Genomic DNA, 17,537 nt, shown 5'->3' on the forward strand with positions numbered 1-17,537 from the left:
ACTCTTTGTTGTTATTTTTCATTTTTGAGACACATTGTAACATTTTTCATTTAAACTTTCGTATATAGCCACTCTTTTTTTTGGTAAATATACCAATATATAATCCCTTTTAAAAGAGTTTCTATATTCATAATGATAAATATAGCTACCAAAGGTAATCCCATTTTATAGGCTATATACGATGGTAAAACTCTAAAAAGCCACAAAGACCAAAAGTTAATCTTTAGAGTTGTCTTAGTAGCCCCTGCACCTCTAAGTGCTGCAGAATAAACAAACATTATAGCAAGAGGAATTTGAGCTAAACCTACAAGTATAAGGTACTGAGATGCAACTACAATAGTAAGCTCATCTTCTGTAAAAAATGAGACTAAAAATTCTGGAAATAGAATCAAGAAAACGCCCACACTCCCCATAAACACATAGGCTATCCGTCCACTTATTACTCCCATATTATAAGCCCTTATTTTGTCATTTGCTCCAATATTTTGACCAACTAGAGCCATGGCAGCTATAGAAAAACCAAAACCTGGCATAAAAGCTATACCCTCTATTCTAAGCCCTACTTGATAACCAGCAAGTCCCGCTGTTCCGTACGCTGCAATGATAGAGACAAAAACCAAAAAAGAGATACTAGAGATTCCGCGGTCTAACGCTGCACTCCAGCCAACTCTTAGCGCTCTTATAATATCATCTGTTTTGATGATGGGGATAAAGTTTAGTTTTGAGCTAGGTCTCTTTAGAAGAAAATAGTAGGCTACTATACTCAAAAAATAAGATATCAAGGTTGCAACTGCAGCTCCCTCAATCCCATAAGCATCAAAGCCAAAATGACCAAAGATAAGTACATAGTTAAAAAAAGCATTAACAGCAGCTGAGAAGAGTTTTATATATAGTGAGCTTGAAGTGTCTCCTGCCGCAGAGAGCGCATTGTAGAGAAGATTATCCAAAAATATAAGCACAATGCCAAGTGATAGAATTTCAAAATATTTTGAGCCAAGCAGTATTACATCTAAAGATGCTCCCATAAGTTCATAGATATAAGAGCTTCCATAATATCCGCCAATGCTTACAAAAATAGATAAGCATATAGCAAAAAGCCCAAGCCCATAAAGTAGTGCTGATGCTCTTTTTTTTCTACCCTGCCCAATATAGCGAGCTATAATAGCATTTCCACCAACCACATAAAGAGTCATCAAAACATTTATAATCATCATAAACTGCATACTAAGACCAACAGCGGCAAGTGCTGAGACGCTAATCATGCCCACCATAAGCATATCTATAAGAATTTGTAAAATATCTACAAGATGTTTTAGTGCCGCTGGAATTGCTAGACGAAAAACTCTTTTTGTGTCATTGGAGATTAGGGTTGAAAAAATTGTGCTACCTCTTGCATAGTTTTAATTAACTCAGCTTTTGTTTTAAAATGAAGAGTTTTTTTATCCTTTATCTCCTCTTTTGGAGGTGTAAAGTCAAAGACCAATATATACTCTTTTAGGTTTACTTTACCCTCATTCATCTCTATCCACTCTAAGCTCATCTCTGCCTCATCGCCTTGCATCTCTACAACTGCAGCTGGATAAAGCCTAGTCAACTTTGATAGATCAATCTCTCCGATACTTGAATTATAAATCATCACTTACATCCTTAATAGTTTGTGTTTTTAAAATCCATCTATAATATAACCCACCAAAAACAAAACCAAGACCCATAAGAGTTGCTATACTCTGTAGAGAAAGGTCATGTGTAGCTAAAAAACCTATCATAAATGAAACAAAAGCGGCTGAGCTTAAAAAAAGCATGTCATTATATGCAACCATCCGTCCATAATATTTCTCTTCTATATTTTTTTGTAAAAGAGTATAAGTGTAAGACCAAAGAGTTGTAGTAAAAAAACCAACAAGAACACTAGCAAAAAGTGAGAGATAGAAGTCCCTCATCAAAACAGCCCAAAGCCAAACCACTATAGCTTGAGCCATAAAGACATAAACTAGAGTTTTGTTATTTACCCATTTGCTAATTAGCATCGGCCCTATTACTAAACCAACTGCACGGGCAGAGTGAAGAAGACCAAGAGCTAATGAGCTAGCTATGATACTTGCATAGAACTGATCCACCATCAAAACTACTAGTGCATCAAAAGCGGTTAGCCCTACAAAAGCGTGGATTATCATCAGATGCAAGGCTTGTGGGGTTCTTTTTATATATCTAAAAGTGTCTTTCATCATCTCAAAAATATTTTCATCTGTTTTTATTATGTTTATATCTATTTTTAAGCTATTAAGCAAAACAAAACCAACAACAAACATCATAGCATCTATAATAAAAGCGGCTTTAACTCCAAAATAATAGACAAAAAAACCACTTGTTGCCATACCTAGAGTGTATGAGAGTGACCAGATGATGGAGTGAAGCTCGTTGGCTTTTTGGAGTTTTTTACCCCTTAAAATCTTAGGAAGTAGTGACATCTCTGTTGTAAAGTAAAAACTAGCAGCTGCCATCTTTAAAAATATCAAAATATACAGAAGCCACATATCATCTAAAGAGGTTACAAAAATTAAAAAAAATGTTGCAAAAATCTCTATAGTTATAAGTATAAGTAAAATCTTCTTAGGCTTAAAACTATCAATGATGGAACCTGAAAAAGGAGCTTGAATAACTCCTGCTAAGAAGTGAAGCATCGCTACAAATGCTATAATTGCTGCTGATGTATCAAGCTCTAAAAGTAGTGTATAGATGGCTATATTACTAAACCAAGCACCAAAATATGCAATAAGTTGAATGATTGATAATCTTTTAAAGATGGGTTCTGATTTTAGTAGTTCTATGTAGTCGTTCATGCGTGAAAGATTATCATACTTTTGGAAGCTTTTAAAATATATTTGATAAATTTGTGTTTTTTTATTAAAGTCATCTATTTATGTGCCGATATAATATTTATAGTATTCTTTATATAAGGAGCAAGTCATGGATGGCGTAGCAAATGTTGCAAGACAACAACAATTACAAACAGATATACAAGAGACTCAAGGAAGAGGATCAACTCAAATGCCAACTGAGGTTGAACAACCTAAACAGGTTGATTTGGTGGAGGAGATCCAAAAAGAGAGCTCTAACACAGATGTAAAGATTAACTCAAAAGAACAAGTTGAAGAGTTAGTCAAACAACTAAATGAAGCGATGTCGCCTATTAGCACAGATATCAAGTTTGGTGTTGATAGAGATGATATCTTTTATGTCTCTGTCATAGAAGAAAAAACTAACAAAATGATCAGACGATTTCCAGCTGAACAAGCTATGGAATTTCTTCCAAAGATGCAAGAAGTGGTTGGTATACTCTTTGACTCAAAAGGGTAAAAGTGTTAAACTCCCTTTTGAATCAAACACTCTTCGCATAAATCTACACTACACAATTTGCTAACCCGTTTTTAATCTCTTTTATTGTAAACTCGCGACATTTATTTTGCAAAAGGGACATTTAGTATGAAAAAAGAAGTTAAAAAAGTAGTCTTAGCTTATTCTGGCGGACTAGACACTAGTGTTATTTTAAAATGGCTACAAGATGAGTATAGCTGTGAAGTTGTGACTTTTACAGCAGACTTAGGTCAAGGCGAAGAGTTAGAACCTGCAAGAAAAAAGGCTTTAGAGTTTGGTATCAAACCTGAAAATATCTTTATCGATGACTTAAGAGAAGAGTTTGTAAAAGACTATGTTTATCCTATGTTTAGAGCAAACACCATCTATGAGGGAGAGTATTTACTAGGAACTTCTATAGCTCGCCCACTTATTGCAAAGAGACAAGCCGAAATTGCCAAAATCACTGGTGCTGATGGTGTTAGCCATGGTGCAACTGGAAAAGGAAATGACCAAGTTCGTTTTGAGATGGGTTACCTAAGCCAAGATTCAACTCTAACTATCATAGCTCCATGGAGAGAGTGGGACTTAAACTCAAGAGAAAAACTACTCTCTTATGCTAAAAAGCATGGCATCTCTATAGAGAAAAAAGGTAATAAATCACCCTATTCAATGGATGCAAATCTACTTCATATCTCATACGAGGGTGGCATCTTAGAAGATCCTAGTGCGGAACCAGAGGAGAGTATGTGGTTATGGTCAAATTCACCTGAGAATGCTCCTGATGAAGCTGAGTATATTGAACTAGGTTATAAAAATGGTGATCCAATTACACTAAATGGCGAAGAGTTAAGCCCAGCTACAATGCTTAAAACTCTAAATGAGTTAGGCTCAAAGCATGGCATCGGTCGTATAGATATTGTTGAGAACCGCTTTGTTGGAATGAAAGCTCGTGGATGCTATGAGACTCCGGGTGGAACTATCATGTTAAAAGCTCATCGAGCTATGGAGTCCATCACGCTTGACCGCGAAGCTACACACTTAAAAGATGAGATGATGCCAAGATATGCAAAACTTATCTATAATGGTTTTTGGTTCTCCCCTGAGAGAGAGATGCTCCAAGCGGCTATTGATAAGTCTCAAGAATTTGTAGAGGGAAGTGTACGTCTAAAACTATATAAAGGCAATATAATAGTTGTTGGAAGAAGCTCTAACGTTTCACTTTTCTCAGAAGAGTATTCAACTTTTGAAGAAGATGAAGTATATAACCAAAAGGATGCGGAGGGCTTTATAAAACTAAATGCTCTAAGATTTATCATCGAAGGTAAAGCTAGAAAAAACAGATAAGCAAAGGCTAAGCGTATGAGCATAATAAAGATAGACATAGACTCTGATGAGTTTCAAGCTGAGTTAGAAAGAACTATAGACTTTACAGACAAAGTCATATCTAAGTTTGGATGGGAGTATAATCCAGAAGCTGAAGTGAACGAGGGTGTGCAGCTAGGTCTTGCAAGAAACAAGATGATGTATGGCAAAAGATTTTGTCCATGTTTTATGGTCGACAATAGTGGTGAAAAACCAAAAAGTGTTGATGATAGAATCTGCCCTTGCAAACCTGCTATAGAGTATGAGATTCCTAAAGATGGAGCTTGTCACTGTGGTATCTATTGTACACCAGAGTATGCTACAAAAAAGCGTTTAGAGATGGGAATGGAAGAGATAATCCATACTCATTCCCGTGGTTTAACTAAAGATGAATGTGAACTGCTTGTAAATCAAGCTGAACTAGACGGCGAAGAGCTGCTCTCACTGTTAGAAGCTAGAGAGATAGGTATGGTAGAGTTTAAACTTATAGATGTTCGCGAACACATGGAGTGGCAGATGGGTCATATAGCTGGAGCTGACGCGCTAGTGCCAACAAGTAGTTTTTTTCAAGTGCTAGATGATGCAAAACTCTCTAAGGATGAAAATATCATATTATACTGTCATGTAGGAAGTCGCTCAGCTCACTGTGCAAGGATACTAAATGATATGGGGTACAAAAATATAGGAAACTTAACTCGTGGAATAGTCTCTTATGGTGGAGAGATCGTAAGATAAAAAATTTAAGGAAAATTATATGAAAGTATTATTGATTAAAGATGTAAAAAGTTTAGGAAAAAGAGGCGAAGTTAAAGAGGTAAAAGATGGCTATGGAAAAAATTTTCTTATAGCAAAAGGCTTTGCTAAACATGCTACTACTGAAATTTTAGAACAACATAGAGCCGATGAAGCACAAAAAGCTGCTGATGAAGCTGCCGAGATAGCTAGTTTAAATGAGATGGCTAAAAAACTTGATAAGTTAGAAATTATCATAACTAAAAAGGTAGGCCAAAATGGTAGTCTATTTGGTGCAATAACTAAGGATGAAGTAGCTCAGGCACTTCTTGATCAACACAACATTGAGATAGATAAAAAGCATATAACTGATAAAGTTGCCATCAAAACTGTAGGTGAGCATGAGCTTGACTTAAAGCTAGGTCACGCTATACACGCAAAACTTCATGTGGATGTTCAGGGAGAGTAGATATGATAGCTTTAGCAAAAGGAGACAGATATGACTTTTTCTCGCCGACAAGCGAAGCTTCAGTGAGAGGAATTGAGGAGGGACTTGTTCCTCCTCAAGGAGACCTATATTATGTTTGATGCTACTACGATACTTGCCTATAAGGGCAAGGGCAAAGCTGTTATTGGTGGAGATGGACAGGTTACTTTTGGAAATTCTGTCTTAAAAGCAAATGCTACAAAAATTCGCACACTTCATAATGGCAAAATTCTTGCTGGTTTTGCGGGAAGTACAGCTGATGCTTTTAATCTTTTTGATATGTTTGAAGAGTTTTTAGAGGATAAAAAGGGCGATATTTTAAAGTCTGTTATTGAGTTTTCTAAAGCTTGGAGAAAAGATAAAGTGCTTCGAAGGTTAGAAGCTATGATGATAGTTTTAAACAATGACCATATTTTTATACTCACTGGAAATGGCGATGTCGTTGAACCAGAAGATGGAGAGATTGCTTCCATCGGAAGTGGCTCAAACTACGCTCTCTCAGCTGCAAGAGCTCTGAAAAAACATTCAAATCTAGATGAAGAAGAGCTGATTCGTGAGAGCCTCTCAATAGCTGCAGACCTTTGCATCTACACAAATCACAACATAAAAGTACTAACACTTCAAGGGGATACTCAGTGAACTTAACTCCAAAAGAGATAGTAGAATATCTTGACCAATATGTAATCTCACAAAGAGATGCTAAAAAGACCATAGCCTTGGCTCTTAGAACTAGATATAGACGGATGCAGTTAAGCGAAGAACTTCAAAGCGAGATAATGCCTAAAAATATTCTTATGATAGGTTCTACTGGCGTTGGTAAAACTGAGATCTCAAGAAGACTTGCAAAGATGATGAAAGTGCCTTTTATCAAAGTTGAAGCTAGCAAGTACACTGAGGTTGGTTTTGTTGGTCGTGATGTTGAGTCTATGATTCGTGATTTAGTTATCGCTTCTATTTCTATTGTAAAAGAGGAAAAAGAAGAACAAAACAAAGAAAAGATAGATAACTATGTACTAAACAAGATAGTAGAAAAACTTCTCCCTCCGCTACCAGATGGTGCAAGTGAGAGTAAAAAAGATGACTATCAAAGACTTCTAGAAGCAATGGAGAGAAGAGTTAGTAATGGCGAGATGGATGACAAAACTATCGAGCTTGAAGTTGATAAGATACATGTAGAGTTTAGTGATACAAATCTTCCTCCTGAGATGGCAAAAGTTCAAGAGTCATTTTCTAAAATCTTTGATTCTATGAATAAAGAAGATAGGAAAAAAGAACTAAGCGTTAAGGATGCAAAGATTATTTTAAGAACTGAGGCAAGTAACAAACTCTTAGATATGAATAGCATCAATGCTGAGGCACTTAAAAGAGCTGAGGATGGTGGCATTATATTTCTAGATGAGATAGATAAAATCGCCATCAGTTCAAAGTCACAGGGCAGGAATGATCCAAGTAAAGAGGGAGTTCAAAGAGATTTGCTGCCTATAGTTGAGGGAAGTAGTGTTACCACTAAGTATGGAGTTATAAACACCGACCATATTCTCTTCATCGCAGCTGGTGCTTTTCATGTGACAAAACCAAGTGATCTTATACCAGAACTTCAAGGTAGATTTCCACTAAGAGTTGAGCTTGAGTCTCTGACTGAGGAGACTCTCTATAAGATACTAACTCAAACGCACAACTCGCTTTTAAAGCAGTATGAGGCTCTTCTAGGGGTAGAAGATGTAAGACTTGTTTTTGAAGATGAGGCCATAAGGGCTATAGCAAAACTCTCGCATCGTGCAAATGAGATAACTGAGGATATTGGTGCTAGACGGCTTCATACAGTCTTAGAGAGGATTTTAGAAGATGTTAGCTTTAACGCTGATGAACACAAAGGCAAAGAGTTTGTAATAAAGAGCGAACTTGTACATGAAAAACTAGATCTTATTGTCGAAGATGACAATCTATCTCGTTATATACTATAATCACAAAAGATGATTTTATTAAAGGCAATTAACATATGACAAAAGCAGGCTTTGTATCTCTTATTGGGCGTCCAAATGCTGGAAAAAGCACACTTATGAACTCACTTTTGGGTGAAAACATAGCTATGGTTAGTCAAAAAGCAAACGCTACTAGAAAACGCTCAAACGCTATAGTGATGCACAATGATACTCAAATTATTTTTGTAGACACTCCTGGTCTTCATGAAAGAGAGAAGATACTAAATCAGTTTATGCTCGATGAAGCACTAAAAGCTATGGGTGATTGTGACCTTATCGTCTACCTTGCTCCTGTGACTGACTCACTAGAGCATTATGAGAAGTTTTTAAAATTAAACAACTCTAAGGTTAAACACATTGTAGTTCTTAGTAAGATTGACCAAGTAAATCAAGCAAAACTCTTTAAAAAGATAGACTCATATAACCAGTATGGGAATGAGTTTGAAGCTTTAATCCCTGTGAGTATCTCTAAAAAAGTAGGTCATGAAGATCTCTTAAAAATCATCTCTAAACATCTTCCAGAGTCACCTTTTCTTTATGATCCAGAGGATTTAACAAGCGAGCTTGTGCGTGATATCTATGCGGGTTTCATAAGAGAGGCAATTTTTGAAAATGTTAGTGATGAAATTCCGTATGAGTCTGATGTTCTCATAGACTCTATAGAAGAAGAAAAAGGGCTTGATAGTATACATGCTACTATCATCATAGAAAAAGGGTCACAAAAAGGCATAATCATAGGAAAAGCTGGAAATTCCATCAAACGAATATCCTCCTCAGCTAGAGAAAAAATAGAGCGTTTGAGTGGTAAAAAAACCTACTTGAATTTAGAAGTAGTTGTTAAAAAAGGTTGGTCTAAAGACAAATCTTATCTTGAAGAAATAGGATATATATCATGAAAATAGTTTTGTTGGTACTTATTAGCATCTCTGTCTTTGCTAGTGATTTACTCACTAATTATCGTTTAAATGGGATTGATAATATTGAGAAGCATATGGATTTAGAACTTACAAGTAAAGTTTACTGGAGCCAGCACTTAAAAGACACAGACAATACTTTTGGTTATATAGAGTCTTATAAAAATATTTTAACATGCAACAAAAACTTATCGAGTCTAGCTTTGTATTCCAAAGATGCTAACAATACCTATAAGTTAAAGAAAAAGTATAGTGCGTACACTGGAAAAGAAAAAGGCGACAAGATTAAAGAGGGAGATTTAAAAACTCCTGTTGGTATTTATAAGATAACAAAGAAACTTACAAAAGAAAATAAACTTGACTCATTTTATGGACCTCTCGCTTTTGTTACTTCATATCCAAATGAGTATGATAAGTACAGAGGTAAAAATGGCTATGGTATCTGGATACATGGTCTTCCAACTGAACAAGACAGAGATGAGTTCACACAAGGATGTATAGCTATAGACAACCCTAGTATAGAGGTTTTAAATGAAAATATAGACGTGCGAAACACTCTTCTTATAATAAATGGCGATGAGGTCAAACAAGACATCTCAAAAGATATTTTAATTTCGATTCTATCTGAACTTTATAGTTGGAGATATAGTTGGCTCTATGATAATATAGATGCTTATCTTGATTTTTATGCAAAAGAGTTTGTAAGATTTGATGGTATGGGTTTTGATAGATTTAAAAAGTACAAAACAAGAGTCTTTAAAAAAATAGAGAAAAAAACAATCTTATTTAAAGATATAAATGTTGTTCCATATCCTGATACAAAAGATATTTATCAGATAACTTTTTATGAGTATTATAAATCAGACACTTTTGAATTTAGTGGAGACAAGACACTTATTGTAAGACTTGATGAGTCTAACAAGATGAAAATTTTAACAGAAAAATAAAATGATATACAAAAAGCTATTTGTATCTTTTTTTTTACTCTTATATATAAGTCTCTGTGCATCTTCAGAGGTCCAACTTATAAAAAAACAAAACAGTGATTCAAACACTACTCTATTAGTTATTGGAGGTATCCACGGAGATGAACCTGGTGGATACTTCGCAGCTTCTGTTCTTGCAACTCATTATAAGATACTCTCTAAAAATCTTTGGATAGTCCCAAATCTAAATAAACCTAGCATTCAAGCCAACCAAAGAGGCATACATGGAGATATGAATAGGAAATTCTCTTTTCTCAAAGATAGCGATAAAGACAAAAAGGTTGTAAAAGAGATTAAAAAGATTATTTTAGAAAAAAACATCTCTTTGGTTTTAAACCTTCATGATGGAAATGGCTTTTATAGAAAAGAGCATCAAGGAAATATCTTCAACCCAAACGCATGGGGGCAAACTTGCGTAATAGATCAAAACAGACTCCAACAAGTTCAAGAGTTTGGAAATCTTGACTCTATAGCATCTATTGTTACAAAAAACATAAATAAAAAACTTATAAAAAAACATCATACTCTTGGTGTTAGAAATACAAATACAAAATTTGAAGATGAGGCTATGCAGCTCTCACTTACATATTTTGCAGTTACAAACAATACACCAGCCTTTGCTATAGAGACAAGTAAACACCTTCCAACTCTATCTCAAAAAGTTTTTTATCAACTCTTAGCCATAGAGGAGTTTATGAAAATTATGGATATAGACTATAAAAGAGAGTTTGATTTAAATGAAAAAGAGCTTAGCAAAATACTCTCACAATATGGCATTTTAAACATCAATAACAATATATCATTAAATCTGCATGATATAAAACCTTACTTAAGTTATATTCCGATAAAATCTACGCAGAATGTATTTGAGTTTTCTCATCCACTAGGTAGTGTTAAGAAAATTAATGGCAATTTTGTTGTCTATATTGGCAATAAAAGAGTTACAACATTAAGACCTCAATACTTTGAAATTATGAAAAATGGTGGAGAAAAGTTTGATGTTATCATAGATGGTAAGTTAAATTCTGTTGATTTTACTTCAACTTTTTTTGTAACTGACGATTTTAACATAGTTGATGACAGTAAGTTTCGTGTAAATGTTATAGGTTATAGATCAAATGTCAGTGAAACTGGAGTTGATATCAATCTAAAAAATTTAGATAAAAGCTTTTCTGTTGATAAGAGTCAAAAACTATATAGGGTAGAATTCTACAGGGATGGTAGATTTTATGCTATGGCAATGGCTTACTTTAAATAGGATTTTAAGTAATGAAGAAAAAAACAAAACACTCTTTTTCAAGTGTGATTTCTGTTAATCCATACAACGAGAGCTATTTTAGTGGCGCATCTAGCTTCCTTTCTCAAAATAATTCGCCAAAATACGCTAAAGACCAATACGCGATTTCTTACCTAAATACTAAAAGTTTCATAACATCGCAGATATCGATATCTAAAAACATATCAGATGAAGATTTATATGATGCGATAAACAGCAAGGTTTACGATGAATTAGCGCTTGACCAAGCGGTAAGTTATAAGATACAGTTCATAGAAACATTTAACTCGCTTGATGAAAATGACAGAAACTTCCATGTCTTTATAGTTGACCCCTTAGAAATTGAAGAAACATTTGCTAATGTTGTCTCGAAAATTAAGTATATAGACACCATCATCCCCTCTCCTTTGCTACTTAAATCTCTCTATGAAAAAGAGATTGTAGAGTCTAATGGTGTAAATGCTTTTATATATTTTCAAGAAAATGATGCTTCTATTACGATATATAATGAACAAGAATTTCTATATACAAAATCTATAAACTTTTCATTTTTACAGATGTATGAGAGATTTTGTGAACTCTATGGTGAGAGAGTTTTGTATGAAGATTTTATGGATTTTCTTAGCAATCATAACTTAAAAGATACTCTTAGTGATTATAAAGATTATTTTATAAAGCTCTATAAAGAGATATTTGCAAACATTAGTGATATTTTAACTTATGTAAAAAGGGCTTATGAACTAAAAAAGATAGAGCATATATATATAGACTCTCAAGTTCAAACTATCACAAAATTAGATGAGATGAGTGAGGTAGAACTTGGTGTTGAGTCTAGCAGTTATGAATTTGATTATGGGTTAAAGAGCGATAATATTTACATAGACCAACTTCACTCTTTGATGCATATTTATGCAACACTACCAAAAGAGCACAAATATAACTGTAATTTTACACCATATCATAGACCTCCAGAGTTTATGCAAAGAGAGAGTGGTAAGCTAGTCATCTTAAGCGTTGCTTCTTTTATTATTGCTTTTTTATACCCTTTTACATATTGGACATTAACATATGCACAAAATTTGCAATATGAACTACTAAAAGCAGAGTACGCAGAGCTTCACAATATAAAAATCACAAGAGAAGCGATTATTAAAAATAAAGAAGCAGATAAAGCAAAAGTTTTTGCTCTTCTTAAAAAGCAAAAAGATAATTATGCAGAAAAAAAAGCAACTCTTGTAAAGATTCACGATGTTAAAGTGAACTATCCTATGAAAGCAAAACTACTATCTATGTTTACAAAAGATTTAAATAAGTTTAGAATAAAAGTAGACTCTATAACTTATAAAGAAGATGAAGATAAAAACAAAAAAATTTTTACACTAAATCTGATCTCTAAAAAAGACAAAAAGATAACTCAGATGGTAGAGTACTTAACAAAAGTATATGAAGGAAAATATGACTTTTTTCTAAGACGCATAGAGCTTAAAAATGATCCAAATCAGTACTTTAGTGAGCTAAAGGTGGTTATATTATGAAAATAAATATCGAAGACTACTTACAAAGCATAGATGCTTCTTTTAAAAATAAAAGTCAAAAAGATATATATATGACATATATTATGATTTTTAGTGTAATTTTTGCATTTTCATATCTTCTTTTTTGGGATAGTTCAGAAGCCGCATTTAAAGAAAAAAATGATCAGATAAACAAAATTACTTCTAAAATAAATGCCGATAAAGCTTACTTGCAGATAAATCCAGAGAGTAAAATAGCTAGCTTAGACCATGAGATTAAAAGACTAAATCGTGATCTTGAGATATATAAAGAGAACAACGCATATATCAAAAGTAAAATAGAGACTATCTCTTCACTCATTTATGATGAGAGAGTTTGGGGTGAATATCTACACTCTATCTCTACTAATGCCAAAAAATATGGTATTAAAATCATAGACTTTACAAATGAATATGCAAGCACTAACAAGGCTTTTGGGCATATTCTAGATATAGATTTAAAAACAACCGCAAACTATAAAAACTCACTTAAGTTTATAAACTCACTAGAACAGAGTGACTTAGTGGTAGACATTCATAAACTAGGGATAAAAGCAAATAAGAGACTAGATACAAATCTATCTATTTCAGTTTGGGGGATTACATACTAATGAAGGCATACAAAATCATCACTGCATCTCTCTTACTTTTTCAAGTTACACTTAGTGCAAATGAATTATCGTGGGTTGATACCCAAGTAGATGCAATCAAGCCGGCAAGAGTTGGAATGAACAATTCTGAAACTCTAAAGTTGCAAGACCCTTTTATATTCTATAAAAAAGGGTCGGCAAAAAACAAAAAAGCAACTAATGTTGCCAAATCAAGTATTAGAAAGTCTTCTGATGCTACTATAAAAAAGGGACCTAAACCCATGAAACTTACTGCTATTATAAACAACTCTGCACTAATAAATGGAGAGTGGTATAGAGTAGATCAAAATATAGCAGGTTTTATGGTATCAAGCATAACAAGAACGAATGTTGTTTTAACAAAAGGCAAAAAAAAGTTAGTTCTTACAACTAACGACCAAAATAAAAATCTAAAATTCAAATAAAACAGGATAAGAGAATGAAATTTATTAAAAAAATAGTTTACGGGTCACTTTTTACACTTCTTTTATCAAGTAGCTTAAATGCTGATTGTTCTTATGAGCTCTTTAGCATAAGTTCTACAAAAGATACAAAGATTATAGATTTTATAGAACAACTTAGTGATGAGTGTGAGTTTAGTATCGTTGTAACAGATCCTCATGCCCAAGAGTTTTTAAGGAGTTCATTAAATAAGACAAACTTAAAAAATCTAACTATAAATGAAGTCTTAAATATTATACTAAAAGAGAATAACCTTACATATACTCTTGAAAATAATATCCTTAGAATCTCATACCTAAACACAAAAATGTTTAGCATAGATTATATTCTATCACAAAGAAAAGGTGAGTCAAATACAGATATAACTCTCTCTTCTGAGGGAGCAGGAAAGGCAACTACTAGAACTGTTTCAAGTACAAATGAAGATTCAAAAGGTGGTGGCGATGCTGGCAAGTCTGGGATGAAGATTGAAAGTACAGATGAAGTTCAATTTTGGCATGAGCTAGATTTAGAGTTACAACAAATTTTAAATGTACCACAAGATAGATATAAAGCAGAGGCTCCAATTATAAATAAAAATGCAGGAATTATCACAGTTACTGCAACTCTTAAACAGTTAGAGAGGCTGGAGAAATATCTTAAAAATCTTCAAGAAAAAGTTGAGCTTCAAGTTTTAATTGATGTACAGTTGCTACAAGTTACCATGAGCGAGGGTAAAACTACTGGAGTTGATTGGTCACAACTTTATAAACTTCAAAATATAGATATGAGTTTTGATTATATTAGCAAAAATAATCTAATCGAACTAACTAATGAAGGTGGTGTCTTAGGAACTACATCATTTGACCAAATGGGGGATCAAGCTGTCAATACTGCTCATGCATTTCAGTTGTCAGCAAAAGGCAGTTTAAATGAGGTTATAAAATTTCTTAAAACCCAAGGTGATGTTAGCTCTATTTCAAATCCAAAGGTTTTAACTCTTAACAATCAACCAGCTCTCATAACTGCAGGAACAGAGTATTTTTATAAAATAAGAAGCACTGAGACACTGGTAGGAACACAAAGCACCCAAAGTTCAAGTGAGGATGTCCAATCAGTTTTTGCAGGTGTTCTTTTAGATATAACTCCTGAAATTTCAGAAGAGAATGCAGTTACACTCAAGATTAATCCCTCTCTTTCTGAAACAATAAGTAGTACCTTTATAGATACTGGATCTTCTGAGAGAACTATGCCACCAGATTTGAGCCGTCGTCAACTCTCATCAGTTGTAACAGTTAAAGATGGTGATCGTATTATTCTTGGTGGTTTGATAACTACATCAGACTCTATAGATGTTAATAAAGTTCCTATTTTAGGTGATATTCCTATTCTTAATTACCTTTTTAAATATGAAAATAAGCTCAAAACAGTTACAGAACTTGTAATTGTTATAACGCCACATATTATAAGAAAAGATAATAATAATCTTTCTTTGTCTGATTTGGGATATGAAGGTATAACAGACGCTCTAGTTGGAATAAAAAACAACTCTGTCTCAAATGTTACTAAGGGTTTTCAAGCCGATATTCAAACAGAAGTAAAATCTAAGAAAATTCAACTAGCGAAAGAGGAAGATGAAAAATAACATCTTTGAAAGCTCTAAGAGTGTTTTTCTTGACTCTGTTAATGCAAAAGACTATGTTCAACTAGATCGCGTATCGACAATATACCAATCTTTAAAAGATTCGGTTAAAAAACCTCTAAAGATGATTCTTTTGTTTGGCAAACCAGGTACGGGTAAGAGCATGTTTTTAAACAAACTCTACCATGATCTCTCAACTTTGCAAAAAGTAGTAATATACCAAACCCCTATTCTTGATGAAAATGAATTTGTAAAATCTCTTGCACAAGATCTTTTTAATGTGAAGTATCAAGGAGAATTAAATTTTACGCAATTTATGAGTATAGTAAAGGAAAATAGTAATGATAAACCTGAAGTACCTTTGGTACTTTTAGATGAAGCACAACTATATCCTAGTGTTTTGATGGAAAAGATTAGACTCCTCTCAGATACAAGGAGTGTAAAATTTGTTATAACACTTCACAAAACACAAAAAGAGGACCTTATTGCAAAAGAGCATTTTAAGACTAGAATTTGGGAGACTATAGAGCTAGAAAATGCTTCAAACAAAGAGCTCAAAATTTATATACAAAAAAAACTTATGAAAGCAAACTATTTTGATAGTGCAAATATGTTTAATAAAACTAATGTCAACTTAGTACATAAGTTAACAAAAGGAAACTATAGAGAGACTAACAAACTTTTATATACTCTTTTTGACATATACTCATGGTATATGCAAAACTCTCCAAGCAGTATAAAAACAAATGAAATTTCAAAAAAAATAATAGAAATGGCTGCTATTCATACAGGGATTATAGATGCTTAATGTGCATGATTTGGAAAGAAAATATAAAGCATATAAGCTAAAGAATTTTTTACCTTATCTTGTTATATCTCTAAGTTTATGTGTAATTTTTATAGTAGTTTTATTTGTTAACAGCTCTGATATTTTTAAGAGCAACAAAGCACATCATAATCAAAAAACTTTTGAAGTTCAACTAGAGCAAACAAAAGATGCACCTATTAAAGGAGTAGATGAAAAAAATGAAACTACCAAAGTAGCTATAGAAAAAAAGCAAGAAACTATAGAGGCTAAAGTAGACCGAGGACTTATTCTTACTCCCTCACTAAACTTTATATCGAGTATAAAACATAGCCTACCTTCTAATGATGTTAACTACCAAAAGGTTATAAATAAAAATAAAATAGAAAAAGAGATAAAAACAAAAAAGAGTAAAGAAAAGCAGGTTTTAAAACCTGCTAAAAAAGAGCCCGATTCTGTTGTTATTGAAGAAGTAGAGCTCCAAAGGAGCAATCCAGTAAAGATACATAGACAAAATACTCAAGATGATATAAACCTTGTTATACGAAGGTTTGAAAAGAACAACAATCCTGCTCTTAGTCTCTTTGTTGCTAAAAAATATTATGAACTTGAAAATTATAATCAGTCCTATAACTATGCTCTAATTACAAATAGAATCAATGACAATATAGATTCTAGTTGGATAATCTTTGCAAAGTCTTTAGTTAAGCTCGATAGAAAAGATGAAGCTACAAAAACGCTAAAGAGATATATTGAGCATTCAAAATCAACTCAAGCAAAAACTCTATTAGAAGAGATAGAGAGAGGAAAATTTCGATGAAAATAATTTTATTTATACTTTTAGCTTTTAATCTGCATGCAGATATAAAACAAGATATGCTAAATCTTTATCAAAACAAAAAGTTTGAAGAGGCATGTACTATGGGTTTTAATAGTTTTAAGTACAACAAAAAGGATGAAGAGTTTATCTCACTATATGCTTTTTCTTGTCTTTATTCAGATTATATAGATAGGCTAGCTATACCTATTGCTATGCTAAAGTTTTCAAGTGAAGCTCGTGCTAATTCAGCTTACCTCTCTACCATATTAATGCAGAAAAAACTTCTATATCATGCACTCATTGACAACTATGACTTATCATCTTTAAAACTTCCCTCTACTGATTATGTACTTTCTAAAGTCTTTGATTTTTATGCCGAGCTTGGTGTTCATGAGCAAAGAGATGTTTACCTATTTGAAGATAAAAATGATGAAAAATTAACATATAAGCTATATCTCACAAATGATGAAAAACTAAAAAAAATAGTTATTGAAGAGTTTTATGATACAATAATTATAAAAAAACACATATATTGGTAGAGTGAATTTAAA

The 17,537-nt window shown here is 33.1% G+C and carries 19 protein-coding genes; 16 read left to right on the forward strand and 3 right to left on the reverse strand.

Annotated features, from left to right (window positions below):
- Positions 1–50: 50 nt before the first annotated feature.
- From M947_RS14245 to M947_RS14255, 3 genes are read right to left on the reverse strand one after another with little or no spacing between them, the layout of a single operon-like run.
- Positions 51–1,379, reverse strand: a complete 1,329-nt coding sequence (locus tag M947_RS14245) for an MATE family efflux transporter (protein ID WP_071779279.1) — start codon at positions 1,377–1,379, stop codon at positions 51–53.
- Positions 1,364–1,636 carry a hypothetical protein gene (locus M947_RS14250; protein WP_021286714.1) on the reverse strand — a complete coding sequence of 91 codons (273 nt, stop codon included), beginning with the start codon at positions 1,634–1,636 and terminating at the stop codon, positions 1,364–1,366. The genes M947_RS14245 and M947_RS14250 overlap by 16 nt, the downstream gene beginning before the upstream one ends.
- Positions 1,626–2,840, reverse strand: a complete 1,215-nt coding sequence (locus M947_RS14255) for an MFS transporter (RefSeq protein ID WP_021286715.1) — start codon at positions 2,838–2,840, stop codon at positions 1,626–1,628. Before M947_RS14255 ends, M947_RS14250 begins: the two co-directional genes overlap by 11 nt.
- A gap of 127 nt (positions 2,841–2,967) precedes the next feature.
- Here M947_RS14255 and M947_RS14260 point away from each other — a divergent pair, with 127 nt between their 5' ends.
- The 16 genes from M947_RS14260 (at position 2,968) to M947_RS14335 (ending at position 17,525) form a co-directional block, all read left to right on the forward strand.
- Complete coding sequence (locus M947_RS14260; protein WP_021286716.1) at positions 2,968–3,357, forward strand: flagellar protein FlaG; 390 nt, start codon at positions 2,968–2,970, stop codon at positions 3,355–3,357.
- 126 nt (positions 3,358–3,483) lie between these two features.
- Positions 3,484–4,701 (forward strand): argininosuccinate synthase, encoded by a 1,218-nt coding sequence (locus M947_RS14265; protein ID WP_021286717.1) that lies wholly within the window; start codon positions 3,484–3,486, stop codon positions 4,699–4,701.
- A gap of 15 nt (positions 4,702–4,716) precedes the next feature.
- Positions 4,717–5,454 (forward strand): ferredoxin-thioredoxin reductase catalytic domain-containing protein, encoded by a 738-nt coding sequence (locus tag M947_RS14270; protein WP_021286718.1) that lies wholly within the window; start codon positions 4,717–4,719, stop codon positions 5,452–5,454.
- A gap of 19 nt (positions 5,455–5,473) precedes the next feature.
- The gene (gene rplI / locus M947_RS14275; protein WP_021286719.1) at positions 5,474–5,920 is read left to right on the forward strand and encodes a 50S ribosomal protein L9; all 447 of its coding nucleotides are present in this window, start codon (positions 5,474–5,476) and stop codon (positions 5,918–5,920) included.
- Positions 5,921–6,031: 111 nt separating this feature from the next.
- Positions 6,032–6,577 carry an ATP-dependent protease subunit HslV gene (gene hslV / locus M947_RS14280; RefSeq protein WP_021286721.1) on the forward strand — a complete coding sequence of 182 codons (546 nt, stop codon included), beginning with the start codon at positions 6,032–6,034 and terminating at the stop codon, positions 6,575–6,577.
- Entirely contained in the window at positions 6,574–7,902 is a 1,329-nt protein-coding gene (gene hslU, locus M947_RS14285; RefSeq protein WP_021286722.1) for an ATP-dependent protease ATPase subunit HslU, read from the forward strand. The genes hslV and hslU overlap by 4 nt, the downstream gene beginning before the upstream one ends.
- Positions 7,903–7,937: 35 nt before the next feature.
- Positions 7,938–8,816 (forward strand): GTPase Era, encoded by an 879-nt coding sequence (gene era, locus M947_RS14290; RefSeq protein WP_021286723.1) that lies wholly within the window; start codon positions 7,938–7,940, stop codon positions 8,814–8,816.
- Complete coding sequence (locus M947_RS14295) at positions 8,813–9,781, forward strand: L,D-transpeptidase family protein (RefSeq protein ID WP_021286724.1); 969 nt, start codon at positions 8,813–8,815, stop codon at positions 9,779–9,781. The genes era and M947_RS14295 overlap by 4 nt, the downstream gene beginning before the upstream one ends.
- Position 9,782: 1 nt before the next feature.
- Positions 9,783–11,078: a M99 family carboxypeptidase catalytic domain-containing protein gene (locus M947_RS14300; protein ID WP_021286725.1), complete on the forward strand. Its 1,296-nt coding sequence runs from the start codon at positions 9,783–9,785 to the stop codon at positions 11,076–11,078.
- An 11-nt stretch (positions 11,079–11,089) separates the two neighbouring features.
- A complete protein-coding gene (locus M947_RS14305) occupies positions 11,090–12,631 on the forward strand; it encodes a hypothetical protein (RefSeq protein ID WP_021286726.1) in 1,542 nt (513 codons plus the stop codon).
- Positions 12,628–13,260, forward strand: coding sequence for a type 4a pilus biogenesis protein PilO (pilO, locus tag M947_RS14310; protein WP_021286727.1), 633 nt, complete (start codon positions 12,628–12,630; stop codon positions 13,258–13,260). The genes M947_RS14305 and pilO overlap by 4 nt, the downstream gene beginning before the upstream one ends.
- Complete coding sequence (locus M947_RS14315; RefSeq protein WP_021286728.1) at positions 13,260–13,703, forward strand: hypothetical protein; 444 nt, start codon at positions 13,260–13,262, stop codon at positions 13,701–13,703. Before pilO ends, M947_RS14315 begins: the two co-directional genes overlap by 1 nt.
- 14 nt (positions 13,704–13,717) lie before the next feature.
- Positions 13,718–15,364, forward strand: coding sequence for a pilus (MSHA type) biogenesis protein MshL (gene mshL, locus M947_RS14320; RefSeq protein WP_021286729.1), 1,647 nt, complete (start codon positions 13,718–13,720; stop codon positions 15,362–15,364).
- A complete protein-coding gene (locus tag M947_RS14325) occupies positions 15,354–16,169 on the forward strand; it encodes an ATP-binding protein (RefSeq protein ID WP_021286730.1) in 816 nt (271 codons plus the stop codon). Before mshL ends, M947_RS14325 begins: the two co-directional genes overlap by 11 nt.
- Positions 16,162–16,986 carry a hypothetical protein gene (locus M947_RS14330; RefSeq protein ID WP_021286731.1) on the forward strand — a complete coding sequence of 275 codons (825 nt, stop codon included), beginning with the start codon at positions 16,162–16,164 and terminating at the stop codon, positions 16,984–16,986. Before M947_RS14325 ends, M947_RS14330 begins: the two co-directional genes overlap by 8 nt.
- Entirely contained in the window at positions 16,983–17,525 is a 543-nt protein-coding gene (locus M947_RS14335; protein WP_021286732.1) for a hypothetical protein, read from the forward strand. Before M947_RS14330 ends, M947_RS14335 begins: the two co-directional genes overlap by 4 nt.
- The last annotated feature ends 12 nt before the right edge of the window (positions 17,526–17,537 follow it).

The sequence above is a fragment of the Sulfurimonas hongkongensis genome, from assembly GCF_000445475.1.
Classification (GTDB): domain Bacteria; phylum Campylobacterota; class Campylobacteria; order Campylobacterales; family Sulfurimonadaceae; genus Sulfurimonas; species Sulfurimonas hongkongensis.